This window comes from Amphibacillus sediminis NBRC 103570, assembly GCF_001552275.1.
GTDB classification, from domain to species: Bacteria; Bacillota; Bacilli; order Bacillales; family Amphibacillaceae; genus Amphibacillus_B; species Amphibacillus_B sediminis.
The window spans coordinates 43,230-65,020 of the sequence record NZ_BCQW01000019.1 but is presented as its reverse complement, the minus strand read 5'-3'; the positions used below and the strand labels follow the sequence as shown (position 1 = coordinate 65,020).

Sequence of the window (21,791 nt, the reverse complement as noted above, 5' to 3'; positions counted from 1 at the left end):
ATTTATAGAATTCCTATTATACTTAAGACAATACCCACAACTAAAGTTGATAAGGTCAATTTCGTCACACTCACATTTTTTCGTATCAGTTTAAATAATATAAACACAAATGCTAGTGGGAGCATGTTCGGTAAAATACTATCTATAATGTCCTGAATGACAACTTCTGCACCACTAACCTCAAATACCAGTGGTGTATTAATGTTTAACAACGATCCTACTAGTGCCCCTACAACAAGTAGACCAACTATTGTAACAACATTCATTACCGTATCCATAAGGCCTTCGCGTTGAATTCTTTCTAACGAATTAACACCAACTTCGTACCCATATTTTAGCCCTAGGATTCGAAGTAACAAGTGTGGAATATTAAACAAGATTAGAAATAGGATTGGTCCAAGAATGTTACCATTTAACGCAAGTGATACACCGATACCCGCCGCAATAATTCTAAATGTTCCCCAAAACAGTGAGTCACCAATCCCTGCTAGAGGTCCCATTAAGGAGGCTTTTACTGCGTTAATCGAATTCACATCAAAGCCTTCACTATTCGCATTTTCTTCTTCCATCGCTGCCGAAATCCCCATGATTAACGGTGAAACTTGTGGAGTTGTGTTGAATATTTCCAAATGACGTTCCATTGCAGCCGTTTGATCTGCTTTCTTTTGATAGAGTCGTTTAATAATCGGCAGCATCGCATAGCCAAAACCTAAGTTTTGCATCCGTTCATAGTTGAAGGCACCTTGCAAAGCAAATGATCGCCAGAATACTTGCCTTAGATCTTTCTTCGTCACTTTCTTCCGCTCTGAACTAGTCAAAATCAATCTCCCCTTCCGTTAAATTATCTAGCTCTGGTTCATTATCCTCTACCTTATTTGCTCCAGATCCTTTGATTCCCGGTGCATAGAAATGGAGAATAATAGCTAGACAAGCACCTAATAGTGCAATGGCCATCGTATCTAAAGCAGTATATGAAACAATTAAGAATCCAACAAAGAAGAAAACAGCCATTTTTTTGGAGTACAACATATCGAGTAGCAAAGCAAATCCGATTGCTGGTAATAAGACCCCTGCAACACCTAACCCATCCATAATGGCATCCGGTACTGCATTAATAAACGCCTCGATACGTCCAGCACCCAATAAGATCGCAAAAAACGAGGGAATGAATGTGCTTAAAAAGAATAGTAACGCTGGGATCCACATCATGATCGCTACACCACGGAAATCAGCTTTTTTCGCATATCCATCTGCCTTATGGGCAAAATACGAATTGACAATACGACAAAGTACGCCTAACGTTTGAGCCAAAACAGCAATTGGTACAGCTAGGGCTAATGCAACTTCTGATCCACTTCCTGACAGAATCGCAAAAGCTGTACCTAATACACCACCTGTAACCACATCTGGAGGCGTAGAGGCACCAATACCGGTAAGCCCCATCCAAATTAATTCGAGCTGTGCCCCGATAATAATTCCTTGCCCAACATCACCTAACACAAGTCCAACTAAAGTTCCTGTCACGATCGGACGGTCTAACATGACTTGACCTAGAATTCGTCCGTCAAGAATCCCAATCCCTGAAATTAAGCCGATCATTAAAGCTTGAGCAACCATAATTCTCCCCCTTATTTCATTAGTTGATCCAATGTTCGTCGCTTATCTCTTGGTAATAAGCGAAACTCAACTTCTACCCCCTGAGCTTCAATTTCTCTAATTTCTTTGATCTCCTTGTCACTTACTGCTACTAAATCCATAAGTTTTTGCTTACCTTCTTGAAAAGGAAGCCCACCAATGTTTAACTGTTTTACAACACCGTCTGAGAGCTCAATTAATCGATGTGCGTCGTTAATGGTCTTTACAATTATTAAAACGTTGTGCTTTTTTGACTCTGCAAATTTTTTAATAATATCTCCAGATTCTTCGACACCTTGAATATATAATTTCACATTATTAGGCTTAGCCATATCTAAAGCCATCGCCCGAACTTTATCATTCTTGGCTTCGTCATTAACCACTAAAATTACATTCGCATCGACATTGGATGTCCATCCATAGGCCACTTGCCCGTGAACCAAACGATCGTCAACTCTCATTAAAGAGATCATCTAAGTCATCCCCTCCCGCTTCTTTCTTTATTAAATCATTGACGTATTGGATCCCATTACGTGATTCCTGTACGACTTCTTCAACCAGTGCAGTTGACGATTGGTTAGATAGCAGTGTCGTTAAAACCATAGGCAAGTTGACTCCCGTCAGTAAATCAAAGTCGTACTCATTCAATAATGAAGTGAATAAATTGCAAACGCTTCCACAAAAAACATCAGTAAGAACAATATATTTGTGTTTCGAATCTAGTAAATTTCTTGCCTCTTTTTCTGCTTCACCAACTGATTTTCCTTTAGTCATACATAGGTAGCGAATCTTAATGTCCTCTCCAGCTATTAATTTTGCTGTTTCAATAAATTCCTTGGACAGCTCACCGTGTGTACCGATAATAATGTGCTTCAAAGTCCTTCACTCCTAACTATTATTTTTTTTATTAAAAAGCACTCCCCTTTTTTTCAGAATTTTAAAACTTTATATTAATTATATAATATAATACTATAATTAGTATATAATTTAAACACTTTTTATTATATATTTTTAAGAATATTATTATTTAAATAAGAGAATAGAAACTTTCAAGTGATTTTTAATTATTGATGGCAACTTTTCACTTCATTCAGTAGAAGTTTCCCACCTTTATAGATGAGGAGAATGCTTATTTGACTGTCGAGTGGGGACAACCCCCAGCTAAATAAAGTGAAACTTTGTTCAGTGGGGGTTTCGTAGAAATCGTGCAAATTCTGGACGCAAATAGGCCAAGATGCATTGATTAACAATATTTTCTATACAACATGACTGATCTAGTATATAATTTATGATATACTATCTATATATTAAATAGTTGGAATTAATGATTAATGTTTAATTAAACAAGGAGAGAGTTTATGAGCAAGATTCCCAAGTATATTCAAGTTGAAAATTTTCTAATAGAAGAAATCAAATCTGGACGATTAAAGGTTGGAGACAAAATTGAAACAGAAGATCAATTGGTAGAACGCTTTGGGTTTAGTAAAATGACTATTAATAAAGCACTAAACAAATTGGTTGAAAGAAAGTACATTAAAAGAATTTCTGGAAAAGGCAGCTTTGTTGAAACACGACATATTACTAAGTCATTAAAAGAATTTACAAGCTTCACAGACGATATGAAGAGCATTGGTCTAACAGCTGGTTCTAAATTACTCTCTTATCGCTTAGTCCATGCTGACGAAATTCCAGACATCGCTGAAAAACTAGAGCTAGAGCAAAACACGTTTATTCATTACTTCGTCCGCTTAAGAACAGGAGATCAAAAGCCAATCGCGATTAGTCATAATTATATTTCGACAAAAACCTTGCCCGCAATAAATGTAGAAGCTCTTGAACACTCCTTATATGATTACCTTGCTACGCAAAATATTAAAATTGTAGGTTCAGACTTAGAAATGGAAGCCGTTCTCCCAACAAGCGAGCAAAAAGAGATTCTGGAGATTGACGAAGGCGCATTACTGAAATCAAAGGTCCTCACAACTGTGCTTGCTGATCACGAGGAAAAAATACTTGGTTATTTTGAAACTTACTATAATGGTGATTTATATACTTACAAATTTAGAAGATAAAAAATAATAAGCTCTGGTAAGAACCAGAGCTTATTTGGTTACGGGTAAAGCTTCCTTTAATTCATTTGAAGCATTAGTCCACATTTGGGGATTGAATTCTCTTAAAAAATTTCCTAGTAACTCACGTGATTTTAAATCCATATGATCGACAATCACATAACCCTTTAATGACTTTTCCATATGGGTCACATGCTCAGGCATTGACTTATAGGCACGTCTAATTGATCGATCAACGCGAATCTCACTTCCTGCCACTCCGTGGTAATAAGGTCCATTTTCCCCTGTTTCAACAGTTACCCAAACTATCCAATAAAGCAGGCCATTGGGCACTTCCTCTTTATTTGGGATAAACTTAACCCGACGTTCGACTTCACTACGCGCATGCATAGCCCCCATGTCAACAAAGGCTCGCTCTTCATTAGGATCGATAATAACTGGAGAAATATTTTCTAAATTAATGGATCCAACACCATACCCGCCATGGCCGTCAGTAGAATCATTTTTTATAATCGTAAAGGCGTTACTCTTTTTCTTCTTTTCGCTATCCTCATGTGTCATACATGTCTACCTCCTCTTCACAAGCTTATTGTAGCATAAGTTTAACTTGCTTTTCAGCTCAGATCCTTGTTAAACTGATCAAAAAAGAAAGGAGCTATATATAGCATGCCATATGTTACGATAAAAATGTTAGAGGGTCGGACCGAAGAACAGAAACGAGCATTAGTTGAAAGAGTTACAGAGGCTGTTGTGGAAACTACTGGTGCATCTAAAGAAAAGGTTGTCGTCTTTATTGAAGATATGCAGCGTAATCATTATGCAGTTGGTGGAAAGAGATTAAGTGACCAATAGATACGATCATTATCTATTTTTTAAAAAACAAGCAGTTGCTTTAAGGTAATAAAGTGAAACTTCGTTCATTGGGGGGCCCATCCCCAATGAACGTTAGTTGAACCAATCGGGCCGTTACTGGCTGTTTGATCTCACACTTAGGCATGACGTGTTCCCTTATTTCTTGTAGTTACACTGCGAAAAGCACAGGCATGAATTATGATATGTTCACCTAAGGTAAAACAGATTTTTGTTTTTTTATCTGTCTATCCTAAGAAAAATATCGTTCATTTGCCTGTCTTTTATTATGACTCAAATACACCTTGGCGTAGTTGCGGGCAGATTTTACCGAGCTTCTCGCATAGATTTCCGTTGAAAATCTGTTGTATCCACCCGCGGCTTTGGCTTTGTTGGCAAAAGTCTTGGATACTCTCTGAAGTGAAGTCAAATAGGCATTTATGCCATCACTTATCGAAGCGAGAGACTTCTGCTTTTCAAGTTAATTTAATTTTAACTTGTTGATAAACTCCCATGCTTCTGTTAGGTCTTCATCACTGTAGTTGACACTAGCTTTCACCTGGTGAACTTTCTCTTCTACCTGCTCACGAGGGAGCTCCTCAAAAAATAACATGGTTGCCACAAGCTCAAGAAAGCGTGAACTCTGTTCTTTTAATAGCTGGACTTTTTCATGGCAAAGTGGCAGATCATCTGGCGCCTGTTCCAGAAAAGCTTTACCTGCATCTGTTACTGTATATTGATATTGAAAATAGTGTCCCTTGTCCTGCTTCTCCTCTGCAATAAAACCTAAATTACACAGTTCTTCAACTCTTAATGTTAACTCCTCAGAATAAGGACCATAAAAATGAAAAGCAAACTTTTCATTAAAGGGGATGTTAATCTTTTTTAAAATATATATCATTTTTTGAAGCTTCTTCCGCCCTGTGATGTCATGGGCATCGACGAAAAAGCGCATTAATCTCGCATGATTTAATAGCATAATGTCACATCTCCTATTCTAAGCCTAGCAATGCTTTAATTCTTGCTTTTTCTATTTGATCATCGGGTAGCGACTCAATTAAATCAGCTGGATAATACAATTTATGATCCGTTCTTGTCTTACCCGAAATGGATTCAACAATATCAGAAGCACGTGATAGCTCTTGTAATTCATCAGTCGGAGTTAATAAATAAATCGGTAAGCGTTCCCCCTCCTCACCTGGTCGATAAAAGTCATAAGGTAAGTCTGATGATGAATCATCAACTAAATAATACTCTGGATCTAAACCAATCTTCTGAAATAATTGATAAAGCTCGATTGATTCTTTAAGCTGACGGTCAGGATTAAACTCGACATATTTAAATAGCTTCCTGTTGGTAAAGCGGTAGCAAAGGTCAGCTAAAATCGGATCATCTTCGTTAATCCAGGCTTGAAAATAGTACATCACAATCGTTTCATCTAAATTTATGTAATCGGATAAAGTTACATTTCCAGCAAAAAATGAAAGGAAGTGCTTTGGCTCTTGTTTAAAAGCATAGCCCTCTTCATATAATTGTTTCGTTCGATGCAATATTTTGGTCAAGATAACCTCTGCGCTTCGACTAACAGGGTGAAAGTAGACCTGCCAATACATTTGATAGCGACTCATGATATAATCTTCGACAGCATGCATACCTGATTGCTTAATAACCACTTGATCATCTAATGGCCGCATCACTCTTAAAATGCGTTCCATATCAAAATGGCCATAGCTAACACCGGTGAAGTAGGCATCACGCTGTAAGTAATCCATCCGATCAGCATCAATTTGACTAGAAATCAGACTTACAACAAGTTTATCGTGATACGTTTTATTGATCACTTCAGCCACTTTTGTTGGAAAATCCGGTTCAACCTTTCTCAAAATAGCATTGATTTCGGTCTCACCTAAAATAATTTTTTTAGTGAAATCCTCATGGTCAAGCATAAATACTTTCTCAAAGGAATGTGAAAAAGGACCATGGCCTAAATCGTGCAATAGAGCTGCTGCTAGACAAAGCAAGCGTTCCTCTGGATTCCAATTTGAGCGTCCTTCAAAATTTGCTAAAATACGTCGGACAATCTCATAAACGCCTAGCGAATGATTAAAACGACTATGTTCAGCTCCATGGAAGGTTAGAAAAGTCGTCCCCAATTGTTTAATCCGGCGCAGACGCTGAAACTCACGTGTACCGATTAAATCCCAAATGACGCGATCACGAACATGGATATAACGGTGAACCGGATCTTTAAACACTTTTTCTTCTCGAAGCTTTTGATCACGGTAAGCCATATTTTGCTCCCCCTTTCACGGATTTCCGGATAGATTATCATATTATTTCATTATATAATAGATTGGGTTGATCTAAAAGAGGAGTTGCAAAACGAATGGATAATTTAAAAGATTTCTTAATGACAGCGCCATGGCGCTTGATTGATCATACGACTATATCACGACCAGCTTGGGAGTCCTTTGCGATAGATGACGCATTAGTTGAATCCATGAATCATCGACAAAGTGAGCATACCATTCGGTTATGGCGCCATGATCCGACTGTTGTGCTTGGTATTGCTGATGCACGACTGCCTCATCTAAATGAGGCAGTCGATTGGTTAAAAAAGCAAGGGTATCAACCGGTCGTTCGCAATTCTGGTGGATTAGCGGTTGTGTTAGACAAAGGTGTACTAAATCTTTCATTATTACTTAGTAATGGTGATAAAATTGGTATTCATGAGGGATATCAGTATATGGTCAATTTTATTCAGGCTATTTTTGCTGACTGGACAGACCAAATTCAAGCTTTTGAAGTGGTAGGCTCATACTGCCCTGGAGATTATGATCTAAGTATCAATGGTAAAAAATTTGCCGGTATCTCACAGCGGCGAGTGCGTAAGGGGATAGCGATTCAAATCTATTTGTCGATTGAAGCAGACGAGCAGCGGCGAGCTAAGCTTATTCAAACCTTTTATCAGTATGGTATTCAAAATGAAGACACACGCTTTGCTTATCCAAAAGTTAAACCTGAAACAATGGAGGCATTAGCGACATTACTTAACCGATCGATAACAGTAACAGATGTCGTGTATAGAATAAAGTCACTATTGAATAAGGTCACACCAAATTTAACAGAGTCAAGCCTCCTTCCCTATGAACTTGACTTTTACTATCAGCGTCGTCAACAAATGATTGACCGAAATAAAAAAGCACTTGGCAGCTTATTTGAGTAAAAAGCGCCAAGTGCTTTAAATATGTGTTCAAAAAAACAAATTAGTAGCAAGCTGATCGTGACAACATCGTTTGAGCAACGGTTTAAAACGTGAGTAGCACCAAAACAAGCCCATGATGAGATGAGATGCTTATTACTAACTATAAAGCTTGTGCTGCTGTAATGATAGCAAGCTTATAGACATCATCTGTATTACAACCACGAGATAGATCATTTACCGGTTGATTTAACCCTTGCAAAATTGGTCCAACTGCATCAAAGTTACCTAGACGTTGGGCTATCTTATAGCCAATGTTACCAGCCTCAAGTCCTGGGAATACGAAAACATTAGCATCACCTTGGATATCAGCATCCGGTGCTTTTTGCTTAGCAACACTTGGTACAAAAGCTGCGTCAAATTGAAACTCGCCATCAAGCGTAAGCTCTGGCTTTAGCTCCTTAGCAATTTTAACCGCCTCTGCCACTTTATCCGTCTCTTCAGATTTAGCTGAGCCTTTAGTTGAGAAACTCAGCATAGCCACACGAGGATCGATATCAAATAATGCTGCTGTTTCTGCAGAAGCTAAGGCAATTTCCGCTAAATCTTGACTGTTTGGTGCAATATTAATCGCACAATCAGCAAAGACGTACTTTTCATCCTCACGTACCATAATGAAAACACCAGAGGTCTTTTTTATTCCTGGTTTTGTTTTAATAATTTGTAACGCTGGACGTACTGTATCAGCTGTTGAATGCGCCGCTCCACTTACTAGTCCATCTGCTTTTCCCATATAAACAAGCATGGTGCCAAAATAATTTTCATCCTTCAACAACTCACGCGCTTGATCTTCAGTCGCTTTTCCTTTTCTCCGTTCTACAAAGCTTGCAATCATCGCATCAAATTCTGGATATTCAGCAGGATTGATTACTTCAACATCATCTAACTTAATCTTAAGACTAGCCGCTTTCTGTTCTAATTCAGTGCGTTTTCCTACTAGTACAGGTTTAACCAGCCCTTCCTCAGCTAATCGAATGGCAGCTTGTAAAATCCGTTGATCTGATCCTTCAGGAAAGACAATTTTCTTAGTGTTTCCAGCCAATCTTCCTTTTAATGTAACAAACAAGTTACTCATGATTTATAACCCTCCAAATACTATTCTGTTATATATAATACGCTTTTTTCTGTTTAATGAAAAGAGTAAAGTCATATTTTTCACAAAATCTTATATATTTTATAAGTGGTTAGTCTTAAGGGTCTTATAAAGTGAAACTTCGTTCAGTGGGGTTTCGACGCATAGGATGTACTCGTGCAGACGTTGCGACACGACGTCGCGAACTTAGTCAGCTTCCTCTCTCCCCACTAAACGTTAGTTGAACCAATCGGCCCGTACTGGCTGTTGGATTTCCCCCTTAAACATGACGTGTTCCCATTGCCCTTCCCATTAGAAGCCACCTGACCTAGACCTCATATCGCTCTCAATTCACTCACTAGCAAAATACTTCCTTGTTCGCTTCTTCACTTGGCTTTTCTTCGATGCTTTAATTTTAACCTCCGTTCATGTATGACTGGGATCCACTGACTGTACTTTTAGCAATTTCTTGCTATTAAATTACCCTAAACTTGATCAAACAAACATATTCATTGCATGATCTGCATACATATGACTAAGGAAGGTGTTATAAAGTGAAACTTCGTTCAGTGGGGGGCGACGCATAAGATGTGCTCGTGCAGACGCTGCGAACTTAGCCAGCTTCCTCTCCCCCACTGAACGTTAGTTGAACCAATCGGGCCGTTACTGGCTGTTGAACTACCACTTAGACATGACGTGTTCCCTTATTTCTTGAACTTGGAGTCTTACAAAAGCCCTTCGATGGGGCGAATAATCGCAGCCCCATCCAGTTACACTGCGATGATAAAAATGAGGTGATTAGCGTGGCTGTTGTTGCTCATAATGAAAATGATGTAAGCTTGTTAGCTCGGTTAATGCGAGCAGAGGCCGAGGGAGAAGGTGAGCTTGGCATGCTCATGGTTGGAAACGTTGGCGTTAATCGCGTGATTGAAGATTGCCTTGACTTTGCAAACATCCGATCGATACGAGATATGATCTTTCAGAGTCCAGGTGGATTTGAAGCAACACAAAAAGGTTATTTCTATCAGCGAGCACGAGAACGTGATAAAGCATTAGCAAGACGTGTTATTAATGGTGAACGTTTCCATCCAGCTACACGAGCTTTATGGTTTTTTATGCCTGAGGGAGCCTGTCCAGAACAATGGTATGGTCAATGGAATACCGGCCGTTTTAAATCTCATTGTTTCTTTTCGCCATTAGCAACAGAGTGCCCAAGACTATAAAATTTAAGGAGTGAGCAAAATGAGTGAAGAAAAACTACAGCGCAATAAGCCACCTATACATGGTATGTATGCAAATCCACCCTATCCGATGATGCCGATGCAAGGATTTCCACAAACATTACCTGCAAGCCAATTCCAGCCAGTAATGCCCGCTTTCCCACAGCAACCACAACCTATTCAGCCGCAGCAGCAACAGACACCGGGCATGTTGCCGCTAGAAGAATCCTATGTAGAAAATATATTAAGGCTAAACAGAGGTAAAGTGGCAACGGTTTATATGACATTTGATAATAATGAGCGTTGGAACGCTAAAATCTTTAAAGGGGTGGTTGAAGCCGCTGGACGCGATCATATTATACTTAGTGATCCCGAAACAGGAAAACGCTACTTATTGTTAACAATTTATCTTGATTATATTACCTTTGATGAAGAAATCGAATATGATTTGCCTTTTGGTCAATAACCAATAGAGTCTATAATGAAGCTTGAAGCAATCTCGGCTTCCCCGTCATAGAAACGGGCGCATGGTTAAATATAGCCATGCGCCCGTTTTTTTTTGCTTTCCGTTGCTAAAAAATTTCCTAAAAATCAAGTAGAGAGCCTGGATTGTCATATTGATTGGTTAATGGTGTTGATTTGTTGATATGATCATCATTAGTGTGAATGACTTGATCTATTTTCACACCCTCTTCTTCCTCATCTAATATGAGTTCGGCGAGCAACTTTATAGCTCGAGCGTGCTCTCTTACCTTATCAATAGCTGCGGCATTCTCTGCTGAGTTAAGTTCACTTTGTATTTTTTTCAAGATTTTTTCGTGACTAATCATGGTCTCATCCCACCCTTTTCTATATTATAACGTAAAAGCCAAGCTTATCGCTATAAGAAGAGGTGAAGCTAGTTGATGGATATCATTAAACCATTTAATTAGCCATTTAAACAACAATGAATGAAGGTAAAAAAATAAGCCTTGCGTATTTTCCCCAAATCTTATCGGGCTTCGCTCAATAAAGTTCTACTGAAAATCTGTGCCCCTGGCGGAGGCTTAAACTTTATTCAGTCGGGATTTATATCCCTAATGCATGGAAGACAAATAGGCATTTATGTAATCGCCCTCTGTCTCTTTTTCTTTCCATACTCAATTTTTAAGACTGATTCCAAATAGGAATCAGTCTAGGATGAGGCTTTATTAACAATCTTCTTTAAGCCAGTCGTTTTAGTCTCAATAATCGGTTGAAATGAGATAAAAATTGGTTTACTTGATAACAACAATACGATCGCTAACGTTAGGAGCATAACCAAGAAAAACTCTTGAATTGAACCAATTTGAATCGTATTGTTTTCACGAAAGAACTGGACAAACAGTCCGTGTAAAAGGTAAACGTAAATGGTCTGTTGTCCAAAACGAGTAAATAGAGCTTCTTGTTTCGGAACCCATGCGTAAATACTAAAGACGAGTAAGAAGGCAATCATATATACTAAAAATCTAATCATCCCACCGATCAAAGGCTGACCTAGTTCAGCATAGGATAAGGAGCCATATAACCATCCGCTAGGAAATGGTGGAATAAAAGCAATCAAGCCAATAGCCATAAGGATTATAACAAGACTTATCAAACGATATCGTCTTGATTTTACCCTAAAGAGCTGTTCTTTAGTTAACCAGTACCCCGTTAAGAAAAATGGAAAAAATACGAAGGTTCTTGATAAGCTATAGTCATGTCCTATTTGATCAACATAGCCTACTGCAAGTCCTAACAAGATCGCCACAAATATTCCGACTACCGGAGATAGTTTTTTGAATCCGATCAACATAATATGCCAACAAAACAGACTTAATAAAAACCATAGCGACCAATGCGGTTCAAATAATGACGTCTTCCAACTGCTGTCATTAATTAAATAGTAATAAACTGTGTATATGGCTTGGAAAATGATATAAGGTATGATTAGTTTTCGAATTAAGCTAAATAAATATTTAGGGTGACGACTTCCCTTGGCGAAAAAGCCACTAATGAGAATGATAGCTGGCATATGAAAAAAATAAATAAAGTGATAGATGACAGATAATAGTTCTGATTCAGTTGTTAGTGGTTGAATAATATGACCAAACACAACTAAATAAATCAAGATAAACTTTGCATTATCAAAAAAGGCTTCTCGTTTGATAATATCAACCCCCTAAACCACTTTTCTCTAGCATACCTATACCCATTTTATCTTCTTAAAAACATTATTTTCTTTCTTTTGAAAAATTGTTGAAGCTTTGTTACCTAATTGTTAAAGTTAGATATTAAACTGACATTTAAGTGAAATAATTTCGAATTTTTTTATTTTTGATCAGACCCTAGCAGATGGCTTTTGCAAGCAAATACTGTATAATAGAACTAGCAATTGAGCTATATAACAAAGGCCTGTAGATAGATTAAGTATTGATCACCAACACCGCACTGGTTGTTTCTCTGCTAAAAAAAGGGTATTACGAATTGATCAAAGACAATGGCTAGTTATTTACATAGACAGAAATATCATAGAAAGGTGTGGTTCGTTTGACGAACAATAAATTATTTCGCTCGCTCATTTACACGCTGTTAATTTTCACCATCATTTACCTTATTCATTTAACTGGTTTTATCTTCAAGCCAGTCGGTCTTTTAATCGCGGCAATAGCTGTTCCAATTATCGGAGCGGGTGTACTTTATTACATAACCAATCCGTTAGTTTCTTTATTAGAGCGTTACAAAGTTCCACGTATAGTTGGGATTCTCATTGTCTTTGTGCTTATTATTCTTTTCGCCTATCTAAGTATCTACTTTATTATTCCTCCAGTTCAGGAGCAGTTTGCTTTATTAGTAGACAACATGCCAAAAATGATCGCTTCGTTTGAAGAGCTTATTGATATTTGGCAAAACAGAAATGAATTTCTTCCTTCAGGTGTGGAGGATACGATACAGAATGTACTAAATAATCTAGATAGTTATATTGAACACATTATGGGGTCACTCTTTTCATTCATTGGATCACTATTTAGCTTTGTTTTTTCCATTGTGTTAATCCCATTCTTCCTCTTTTTTATGTTGAAGGATGGACATAAGCTTGTCCCATTTATTACAAGCTTTTTTAGTGAATCAAAGGCTCAAAATATTGAACGCTTATTTACTAACATTAGTAGAACACTTGCTTCCTTCATTCAAGGTCAATTTCTTGTTAGCTTTTGCGTCGGCATTATGCTATTGATCGGCTATTTAAGTGTTGGATTAAATTACGCCTTAATGTTAGCTCTATTTGGTCTATTTATGAATCTCATTCCATTTATTGGACCATGGATTTCAGCGATTCCTGCTGTTATTATTGGATTCTTCCAAGATCCAATGATCGGGCTGTGGACAGCAGTCATCATGATTGTTGCCCAACAAATTGAAAGTAACTTTATTTCTCCTAATGTAATGGGCAAAGTATTGAAGCTTCATCCACTTACGGTTATAACAATTATTCTCGCAGCAGGTGCAATGGCAGGATTTGTTGGCTTCTTACTTGCAGTACCGACTTATGCTGTAGCGAAAACGATTATTACACATTTCTATGAGTTGTATACGAATAACCTCCCTGCTGGGAAGAAAACAATACTTTAAAAGAGCTTCAAAACGACCAAGTCAAAAGGCTAGCAGATTGAGAAAGTGAGCAGTGAAACAAACTGCCAACAAGAGGTGACGCTTGCTATTCTTAATTTGATATTATCGCTAGCCGCTTAAGTTCAATCTTTTTCACCACGTGCCCATGAGTACGTGGTCCTTTTATGTTAAAATAGGCATTCAAATGTTAATTATCGAAATTAATATTTGCTTTAGCCATCTGGCCCATCATTACTTTATTCTTTATTTAGGCTAGCTCTTCTTAACAGGTTAGTATCCTGTTTTACTTCGTTTTTTGAAAGTTTAGGCAATGAAAGGTGTTCACAATGAATATTGAAAAAGCACAACACATTTTAAAAACATATTATGGTTATTCTTCTTTTCGTGATGGCCAAAAAGAATTAATCGAGGCCGCCCTTGAACAGAAAAACGCTCTGGGGATTATGCCAACAGGGAGTGGTAAATCGATTTGTTATCAGATTCCGGGGCTTTTACATGAGGGAACAGCTATTATTATCTCACCACTTATTTCATTAATGAAGGATCAAGTAGATAGTCTGCTGGCATTAGGGATAGAGGCAACATATATAAACAGCAGCTTAACACCTGATCAACATGATGATCGGATAGCTGCTATGATTAAGGGAGAATATAATTTTGTCTATGTTGCCCCAGAACGTTTTGATCATGATCGCTTTTTATTCGCACTTAATCAGACCAAAGTGGCCTTTTTAGCCTTTGATGAGGCGCATTGTATCTCCCAGTGGGGACACGATTTTAGACCAAGCTATCGTTCAATGATTGAAATAGTTAAGCAATTGGACACCATTCCGTTTTTGATCGCCTTAACTGCCACCGCAACACCAGAAGTTATTCGTGATATCCAAGCGCTACTCAGTATTGATGACAAGGATGTGATCAATACTGGCTTTGCACGTAGTAATCTTAATTTCCACATGATCAAAGGTGAAGACAAACAAAGCTTTATCGTAAATTACATACGTGAGCACCAACAGGATGCTGGTATTATCTATGCGCCGACACGTAAACTTGTCGATACACTAAAAACGAGCCTAGCCAAACTTGGCTTTTCAACCGCATACTATCATGCTGGTCTGACCGAACAAACAAGGCAGCTTGAACAATCTAAATTTATCCAAGACGAAGCGCTTATTATGATTGCAACCAATGCTTTTGGAATGGGGATTAATAAGTCGAACGTTCGCTACGTCATTCATTATGGACTACCCATGAATATTGAAGCATACTATCAAGAGGCAGGCAGAGCTGGTCGTGATGGTGAACCAAGTGATTGTATTTTGCTTTTCTCTGGTCAGGACGCCCATTTGCAAAAGTTCCTCATTGAGCAGTCTGGACTTACTGAGGAAAATAAAGCATTAGAGTATAAAAAACTACAAGCGATGATTAATTATTGTCATACCGAAGAGTGTTTACTAAACTATATGCTTGATTATTTCAACGATCAAGGTCATCGACACGCTTGCGGCCGATGTACAAATTGTACCCACACCGGTGAGAAAATTGATCGAACAATAGATGCTCAAATGGTGTTTTCATGTGTAATTAGAATGGATCAACGCTTTGGAACAGGGATGACTGCTAAAGTACTAAAGGGATCTAAGGACAAAAAGCTTAAACAGTTCGGATTTGATCAGCTTTCAACTTATGGCCTGATGCGGCAAAGAACAGAAAAGGAAATTACCCAATTTATTCATTTTCTAATTGCAGAAGAATACCTTACCACAGGTGAACAACGCTATCCAGTTCTACAGCTTACCAATAAAGCTGCTTTAGTCTTAAAAAACCAAGCGAAAGTCTGGATGCGCCAAACTAAAGTTCAGCAATCCGGTGTCATTGATTATGATCTGAAGCTATTTGAGTTGTTGCGGCAAACTAGAAAACAAATGGCAGACGAGCACCATGTGCCACCATATGTGATCTTTTCTGATGCAACTTTAAAAGAAATGAGTCGACAGTTGCCAAGAACGAAGGGCGATATGCTATTAATAAAAGGGGTTGGTGAAAAGAAATATGAACAATATGGTCAAGACTTTCTAGACATTATTCTCCTACATTCAAAAGATCAGCCTAGTTATTTGAAGAGCTATCAGCTTTATTACGACGGTCAAAGTCTTGCTTCAATAGCACAAATGCGGGGCATTAAAGAACAAACGGTTGTAGATCACATCCTAAAGGCTTACCAAGAGGGAAAGACCCTCAATTGGTCTGACTTTTATCATGAAGCGGCAGAAGATGAAGTTTTAACTGTTTATCACCAATTAACTGAACCAACATTAAAAATGATTAAAGAACGAGTGAGAGACGAAATTGATTATACAGCCATTAAAGCCATATTAATCCGCCATGGATTGGGCCATTTCTTTACTCAGTCCTAATCCCCTTTTAGAAAGTAATACCTATACCCGAATCAAGAAAAAGTGAAACATCATTCAGTGGGGTTTCGACGCATAGGATGTGCTCGTGCAGACGTTGCGACACGACGTCGTGAGCTTAGTCAGCTTCCTCTCTCCCCTGCTGAACGTTAGTTGAGCCAATTGGGCCGTTACTAGCTGTTGGATCTCCCACTTAGACATGACGTGTTCCCTTATTTCTTGAAGTAGGAGGCTTACAAAAGCCCTTCGATGAGGCGAGTAATCGCAGCACAGCCAGTTACACTACGATAAAACACCCACTGAATGTTTCTCCCATTCAGTGGGTGTTCTTAAAGGATAAAGCATTTAACTTCATTCAGCGGGATTCTCCTACTTCTAGAGATGAATGCCGGCTTGTTTTCCCATTCAGGGGTTGCCCCGGCTGAATCAAGTTAAAGCCCCGGCGGATGCCACAGATTTTCAGCTGAAATTTATCGAGCCAGGCTGATAAAATCTAGGCGCAACTACGCCAAGGCGCATTTAATTTAGATATCTAATGCCCAAGCCCCTTTACGGAAAACAGGCTCTATCGAACCATCAGAGGTTACACCATCAATATCCAGCTCTTTAGACCCAATCATAAAGTCTACATGTGTTAAGCTGTCGTTAACACCATGCTGATCAAGCTGCTCGTCTGACATCTCTGAACCCCCTTGCAGATTGGTTGGGTAAGCCTTTCCTAGCGCTATATGGCAGGAGGCATTCTCATCATAGAGGGTGTTGTAAAAGACTAAGCCAGATTGTGAAATCGGCGAAGCATCTGGCACCAATGCTAATTCTCCTAAACGCTTGGCTCCTTCATCAGTGTCAAGCAAGTGCTTAAGCGTTTCGTAGCCTTGTTCTGCGGTAAAATCGACAACCTTACCATCCTCAAAGGTTAAGCTAAAATTATCAATCATATTACCGCCATAAATTAATGGCTTGGTACTAGCAACTGTACCGTTAACACCATACTTATGTGGCAAGGTAAAGACTTCCTCCGTTGGCATATTTGGGTTGAAGTGGCGGCCATCTGGTGTTTTAGCACCGCCTCCCTTCCAAATATGTCCTTTCGGAAGCTCGAAAGTAATATCAGTTCCAGGTGCCGTAAAAATCAATTTCGTAAATTGCTTTTGATTTAAAACCTCTCTTGCGTTTTCTAAGCGCTTATTATGCTCGTCCCAAGCCGCAATAGGATCATCCTGATCCACACGAACAATCTTAAAGATTTGTTCCCAAAGCTTTTCCTTTGCTGTTTCTTTATCATATTCTGGGAAGATTTTCTGTGCCCAATCTCCTGTTGGAATCGAAATAATCGTCCATGGCATACGATCATTCATTGTGTATTGACGGAACTCTTTCATGGCTTCTGCGTTAGCCTTTGTCGCCTTTGCTACCTTTGCAGAATCAACGTCCTTTAGTAAGTCTGGATTGGTTGATTTAATATTTAGTAATGCTGCTCCATCCTTGGCATAGCTTAAGTATTTATCAACAAACCATTGTGGAATATCTGTTAATACTTTTTCCGATGCATACTGGTATTTCAACAAAAAAATCTCATCATCCTGCCAATTGATTGTGACATCCTTTGCCCCTAATTCATAGGCTTTTCGTACAACAATACGAGTAAAGCCAGCTTCTTCAATTGGCGCATTGATCATTAAAGCTTGTCCTTTTTGTAAGTTAACACCTGTCCGAAGGGCAAGCTCTGCGTACTTTTCTTGTAACTTAATATCTGCCATCTCGATTCCTCCATATTTAATATAATTTCCATTTCTATTATACATACTTTATTTCATCTTATGAAAGAATTAAAAATATCGTTGCTATTCTTCCATTCTTAGCGATAGCTCCTCCCATCGTTCAAGCTTTTGATTAAGCTCAGACTCGAGCTTCAACTGTTGTTGATAATGCTCTTGGACGCGATCGGCATCTGCACCCGCTTGAATGATTGACTGCTTTTCCACTTCAATAGCCGTTTCTAACTCACCAATGACATCTTCAATCGTTTCCCATTCCTTTTGTTCATGGTAAGACAGCTTTTTCCGTTTTGGTTTAGGTTTTGCTACGCTTTTTTTCTGTTCATTAACTTGCTTTTCCTCTCTAGCATGACTAGACAAAAATTCACTATAATTACCGTAAAACGTTTTAATCTCTGAGTGTGTTAAATAAATAAGTTGATCGACAACTCGGTCTAAGAAAAATCGATCATGGGAAACAGTAATGACTACACCTGGGAATGCATCAAGATAATCTTCTAATATGGCTAAGGTTTGTGTATCGAGATCATTGGTTGGCTCATCAAGTAATAACACGTTCGGCTGTGACATTAATACCTTGAGCAAGTATAGCCGACGTTTCTCTCCTCCAGAAAGCCGCCTGATAAAAGTCCACTGCTGAGCACGGGGAAACAAGAAACGTTCCAGCATTTGTTCTGCTGTAATCGATTCTCCGCTCGGCGTATAAATCAGCTCAGCTGTTTCTCTTATATACTCAATAATCCGCAAATCCTGATCCATCTCCTGATGATTTTGTTGATAATAACCAAATCTTACGGTAGAGCCAACTTTAATCTCACCTTGATCTGGAGAGATCTGACCTGCAATCATATTAAGTAAAGTCGTTTTACCTGAGCCGTTTTCTCCAATAATGCCAATTCGATCACCTGGTTTAATTAAAAAGCTAAACGGTTGAAAATCGATTTGATCACCAAGGCTTTTTACTATATGATTCAGTTCGATCACTTGTTTACCAAGCCTTGAGCTCCCAACGCTTATTTCTAGTTGCTCCCCTTCTTTGTTAAAGGTTTGTTGTTTCATCCCTTCAATTCGTTCGATCCTCGCTTTTTGTTTAGTTGATCTTGCCTTTGCTCCACGTCTTAGCCAGGCCATTTCTCGTTTTAATGTATTAGCATGCTTCTGTTGATCTTGTTTTGCTAAACGTAGGCGCTCAGCCTTTTGTTCAAGATAAGTCTGATAGTTACCGCTATACCGATAAAGCTGACCATGATCCAGCTCATAAATACAATTGGTTACACGATTTAGAAAATAACGATCATGAGTAACCAATAAAACGGTCCCTTGATAGGTTGGAAGAAACTTCTCTAACCATTCGATACTACTATGATCCAAGTGGTTCGTTGGTTCATCTAAAATTAATAAATCGGCGGGTTGAATTAAAGCTTTGGCTAATGCGACTCGTTTTTTTTGCCCACCGGATAACCAAGCAATCTTTTGCTCAACTCGGTCAATTCCAAGCTTTGTTAACATCGTTTTTACCATGGTATTAACATCCCAGGCCTCTAACTGATCCATCTGCTCCTGCGCACGTGTAAATACTTCCTGAGTATGCTCATCATCAGCACGTTCGGTTAATTGGAATAAGGCCGATTCATATTGATGGATAGCCCTCATAACTGAGCTCTCACCTGTAAAGACTTCATCTAAAATGGTATGATCTGGGTCTAGCTCAGGGTCCTGTGCCAAGTAAGAAACGGTAAAGTCTTTAGCGTGATGAATCGTTCCTTGATCAGGCTCCTCACGTTTAGCTAAAATTTTCAAAAAAGTTGATTTACCGGTGCCATTCACACCTACTAATCCTATTCGTTCTTGCCGTTCAATAGAAAAAGTGAGCTGATTAAACAACACCTTATCTCCATATGCTTTGGTTAATGACGTCACTGACATAATTTCCATTTGATTCACCTTCATTCTCAAACCCATTCTACTCGTTACAAAAAAGTAACGCAACTATCAATTAACCACATTCGCCTTGGCGTATTTGTATTCAGTTGTTAGGAGCTTTGCTTGATAAATTTACTCTGCAAATCGGTGGCATCCGCCATGGAGGCTTTAACTTGATTCGATCGCGTTTGTACTCCACTGAACCGAGGTCAAATAGACATCATCTTGCCTTTTAGCAGTGAGAGTCTTACAAAAGCCATTCGATGGGGCGAGTAATCGCAGCCCCAGACAGTTACACTGTGATAAAATAAATTTCCAATGAATCAATTAGAAAGCACAATCACACATGCAAAAGACTGACGTAACACATGCTGATCTACAGCAGTTAACGTCAGTCTTTTAAAAGTAGGAGACTTCTGTTGAATGAGGTTAAAAAACTAAACAGATTGTTACAAAATTGGTGAAATTAACCGAGCAACAGACTCCTTTACCTTAATCCAAGTCGATCTTTTGATATAAGCCTCATAGGTTAGGAGACTGGATTGATTCATATCGGTTTCAAAATCTTCCAGTAACCGTTTTGTTACTTCCTCACTGTACAGGAATGCATTGACTTCAAAATTTAGCCTGAAGCTTCTCACATCAATATTCGCAGTACCGACCGAAGCAAGTTTATCATCGACCATAATCGTTTTGGCATGAAGAAAACCATTTTGATAAATATACACCTTGGCACCCGCCTCAAGCATTTCACCAAGATACGAATAAGTAGCCCAATATACAAACGGATGATCCGGCTTATTAGGGATCATGATTCGAACATCAATTCCAGCTAATGCAGCAATGCGAACAGCATCGGCTAAGCTCTCATCTGGAATAAAGTAAGGGGTTTGGATGTAGACGTATTTCTCTGCTTCCATAATCATTTTTATGTACCCATACTTAACCTGCTCCCATTCGGAATCAGGACCAGACGAAACAATTTGCACCCCAACATCCCCTGCAGGAATCGCCTGATAATAGGTTGGTTCATACTGTAAAATATGATGCTTTGAAGCTTGATTCCAATCCAAAATAAAGCGTGTTTGCATGTTCCGTACTGATTCACCAGTAATACGCAAATGAGTATCTCTCCAGTAGCCAAAGCGTTGTTTCTTACCCAAATACTCATCACCGATATTAAAACCGCCGATATAGCCAATCTTACCATCAATAATAGCTAGTTTTCTATGATTGCGATAATTAATTTTAAAATTGATTTTTGGGATTAATGATGGAAAGAAAGATGCTATGATAACACCCGCCTCTTTTAAACGTCGTAGAAATTGTCGACTTAAACGCCGCGAACCCATATCGTCATATAGAAAGCGGACGGATACACCAGCTTGAGCCCTTTCAATTAACGCATCTGCAATGCGCTTCCCTAATTCATCATCTCGTACAATGTAATAAAGAATATGAATATGATATTGAGCAGAAGCAATGTCAGATAGTAAAGCCTCAAATTTAGCATTACCATCGTTAAAGATGTCTACTTCATTGCTTTGCGTTAAGATTGCATCATTATTACGAAGATGTAAATAGAATAAATCCTGATGTGCCTCATAGTGTTTAGGGATTGGAAAGCTGCCCTCGTCCAAAAGTTGAAGTTGATTCTCTACTGCCTTTTTTACCCCTAATCGGCTTTTATTATCCCAGATAAAGAGCCTTCTCCGACTTAATTTACGCCCAAAGATTAAATAGAGTAAAAAGCCCCCTAAAGGAACAAAGGTTAAGACGAGCAACCATGCCCAGGTTGAGGTAGGATTTTTGCGTTCGAGAAAAACAATGGCAAAGGCTAGTGCAATGTTTAAAATAAAAATAAGACCGACAATGATTGCCATAATATCCAAGCTTATTCTCCTCCTTCGAACACCCTAAAGACAATATAGCATAA

At 38.7% G+C, this 21,791-nt stretch carries 20 protein-coding genes; 7 read left to right on the top strand and 13 right to left on the bottom strand.

Annotation, left to right across the window (positions count from 1 at the left end; translation table 11 throughout):
• Positions 1 to 2: 2 nt before the first annotated feature.
• The 4 genes from ASE01S_RS11525 to ASE01S_RS11510 are packed head-to-tail and all read right to left on the bottom strand — an operon-like array spanning position 3 to position 2,511.
• Positions 3 to 818, bottom strand: coding sequence for a PTS system mannose/fructose/sorbose family transporter subunit IID (locus ASE01S_RS11525; RefSeq protein WP_067842367.1), 816 nt, complete (start codon positions 816 to 818; stop codon positions 3 to 5).
• The gene (locus tag ASE01S_RS11520; protein ID WP_067842364.1) at positions 811 to 1,617 is read right to left on the bottom strand and encodes a PTS mannose/fructose/sorbose/N-acetylgalactosamine transporter subunit IIC; all 807 of its coding nucleotides are present in this window, start codon (positions 1,615 to 1,617) and stop codon (positions 811 to 813) included. The genes ASE01S_RS11525 and ASE01S_RS11520 overlap by 8 nt, the downstream gene beginning before the upstream one ends.
• A gap of 11 nt (positions 1,618 to 1,628) precedes the next feature.
• Positions 1,629 to 2,108, bottom strand: a complete 480-nt coding sequence (locus ASE01S_RS11515) for a PTS sugar transporter subunit IIB (protein ID WP_067842361.1) — start codon at positions 2,106 to 2,108, stop codon at positions 1,629 to 1,631.
• A complete protein-coding gene (locus tag ASE01S_RS11510; protein ID WP_067842357.1) occupies positions 2,086 to 2,511 on the bottom strand; it encodes a PTS sugar transporter subunit IIA in 426 nt (141 codons plus the stop codon). Before ASE01S_RS11510 ends, ASE01S_RS11515 begins: the two co-directional genes overlap by 23 nt.
• 482 nt (positions 2,512 to 2,993) lie before the next feature.
• Here ASE01S_RS11510 and ASE01S_RS11505 point away from each other — a divergent pair, with 482 nt between their 5' ends.
• Positions 2,994 to 3,707 (top strand): GntR family transcriptional regulator, encoded by a 714-nt coding sequence (locus ASE01S_RS11505; RefSeq protein ID WP_067842355.1) that lies wholly within the window; start codon positions 2,994 to 2,996, stop codon positions 3,705 to 3,707.
• 30 nt (positions 3,708 to 3,737) lie between these two features.
• Here ASE01S_RS11505 and ASE01S_RS11500 read toward each other — a convergent pair whose 3' ends face one another.
• A complete protein-coding gene (locus tag ASE01S_RS11500; protein ID WP_067842351.1) occupies positions 3,738 to 4,265 on the bottom strand; it encodes a YwhD family protein in 528 nt (175 codons plus the stop codon).
• A 105-nt stretch (positions 4,266 to 4,370) separates the two neighbouring features.
• Here ASE01S_RS11500 and thmT point away from each other — a divergent pair, with 105 nt between their 5' ends.
• A complete protein-coding gene (thmT, locus tag ASE01S_RS11495; RefSeq protein ID WP_067842348.1) occupies positions 4,371 to 4,556 on the top strand; it encodes a 2-hydroxymuconate tautomerase in 186 nt (61 codons plus the stop codon).
• A 478-nt stretch (positions 4,557 to 5,034) separates the two neighbouring features.
• Here thmT and ASE01S_RS11490 read toward each other — a convergent pair whose 3' ends face one another.
• The gene (locus tag ASE01S_RS11490; protein WP_067842345.1) at positions 5,035 to 5,532 is read right to left on the bottom strand and encodes a YwgA family protein; all 498 of its coding nucleotides are present in this window, start codon (positions 5,530 to 5,532) and stop codon (positions 5,035 to 5,037) included.
• 13 nt (positions 5,533 to 5,545) lie between these two features.
• Entirely contained in the window at positions 5,546 to 6,844 is a 1,299-nt protein-coding gene (locus ASE01S_RS11485) for an HD domain-containing protein (protein WP_067842343.1), read from the bottom strand.
• A 95-nt stretch (positions 6,845 to 6,939) separates the two neighbouring features.
• Here ASE01S_RS11485 and ASE01S_RS11480 point away from each other — a divergent pair, with 95 nt between their 5' ends.
• Entirely contained in the window at positions 6,940 to 7,779 is an 840-nt protein-coding gene (locus ASE01S_RS11480) for a lipoate--protein ligase family protein (protein WP_083512122.1), read from the top strand.
• 139 nt (positions 7,780 to 7,918) lie between these two features.
• Here ASE01S_RS11480 and pta read toward each other — a convergent pair whose 3' ends face one another.
• Positions 7,919 to 8,890, bottom strand: coding sequence for a phosphate acetyltransferase (gene pta, locus ASE01S_RS11475; protein ID WP_067842340.1), 972 nt, complete (start codon positions 8,888 to 8,890; stop codon positions 7,919 to 7,921).
• A gap of 800 nt (positions 8,891 to 9,690) precedes the next feature.
• Between pta and ASE01S_RS11470 the strand changes: the two genes are divergently transcribed.
• Together ASE01S_RS11470 and gerQ are read left to right on the top strand one after the other, a co-directional pair.
• The gene (locus ASE01S_RS11470) at positions 9,691 to 10,110 is read left to right on the top strand and encodes a cell wall hydrolase (protein WP_067842337.1); all 420 of its coding nucleotides are present in this window, start codon (positions 9,691 to 9,693) and stop codon (positions 10,108 to 10,110) included.
• A gap of 19 nt (positions 10,111 to 10,129) precedes the next feature.
• A complete protein-coding gene (gene gerQ, locus ASE01S_RS11465; RefSeq protein WP_067842334.1) occupies positions 10,130 to 10,573 on the top strand; it encodes a spore coat protein GerQ in 444 nt (147 codons plus the stop codon).
• Between the two features lie 118 nt (positions 10,574 to 10,691).
• On the opposite strand, the gene ASE01S_RS11460 is transcribed toward gerQ, so the two are convergent.
• Entirely contained in the window at positions 10,692 to 10,937 is a 246-nt protein-coding gene (locus ASE01S_RS11460; RefSeq protein ID WP_067842330.1) for a DUF5327 family protein, read from the bottom strand.
• Between the two features lie 344 nt (positions 10,938 to 11,281).
• On the bottom strand, positions 11,282 to 12,277 hold the full coding sequence (locus ASE01S_RS11455) for an acyltransferase family protein (RefSeq protein ID WP_067842327.1): 996 nt from the start codon (positions 12,275 to 12,277) through the stop codon (positions 11,282 to 11,284).
• A 371-nt stretch (positions 12,278 to 12,648) separates the two neighbouring features.
• Between ASE01S_RS11455 and ASE01S_RS11450 the strand changes: the two genes are divergently transcribed.
• On the top strand, positions 12,649 to 13,740 hold the full coding sequence (locus ASE01S_RS11450; protein WP_373277950.1) for an AI-2E family transporter: 1,092 nt from the start codon (positions 12,649 to 12,651) through the stop codon (positions 13,738 to 13,740).
• A gap of 326 nt (positions 13,741 to 14,066) precedes the next feature.
• Positions 14,067 to 16,157, top strand: coding sequence for a DNA helicase RecQ (recQ, locus tag ASE01S_RS11445; protein WP_067842321.1), 2,091 nt, complete (start codon positions 14,067 to 14,069; stop codon positions 16,155 to 16,157).
• A gap of 521 nt (positions 16,158 to 16,678) precedes the next feature.
• Here the strand turns inward: recQ and ASE01S_RS11440 are convergent.
• The 3 genes from ASE01S_RS11440 to cls form a co-directional block, all read right to left on the bottom strand.
• Positions 16,679 to 17,914 carry an aminopeptidase gene (locus ASE01S_RS11440; protein WP_067842318.1) on the bottom strand — a complete coding sequence of 412 codons (1,236 nt, stop codon included), beginning with the start codon at positions 17,912 to 17,914 and terminating at the stop codon, positions 16,679 to 16,681.
• 84 nt (positions 17,915 to 17,998) lie between these two features.
• Complete coding sequence (locus ASE01S_RS11435) at positions 17,999 to 19,882, bottom strand: ABC-F family ATP-binding cassette domain-containing protein (protein WP_281176905.1); 1,884 nt, start codon at positions 19,880 to 19,882, stop codon at positions 17,999 to 18,001.
• A gap of 422 nt (positions 19,883 to 20,304) precedes the next feature.
• Entirely contained in the window at positions 20,305 to 21,747 is a 1,443-nt protein-coding gene (gene cls / locus ASE01S_RS11430) for a cardiolipin synthase (protein WP_067842312.1), read from the bottom strand.
• Between the last annotated feature and the right edge of the window lie 44 nt (positions 21,748 to 21,791).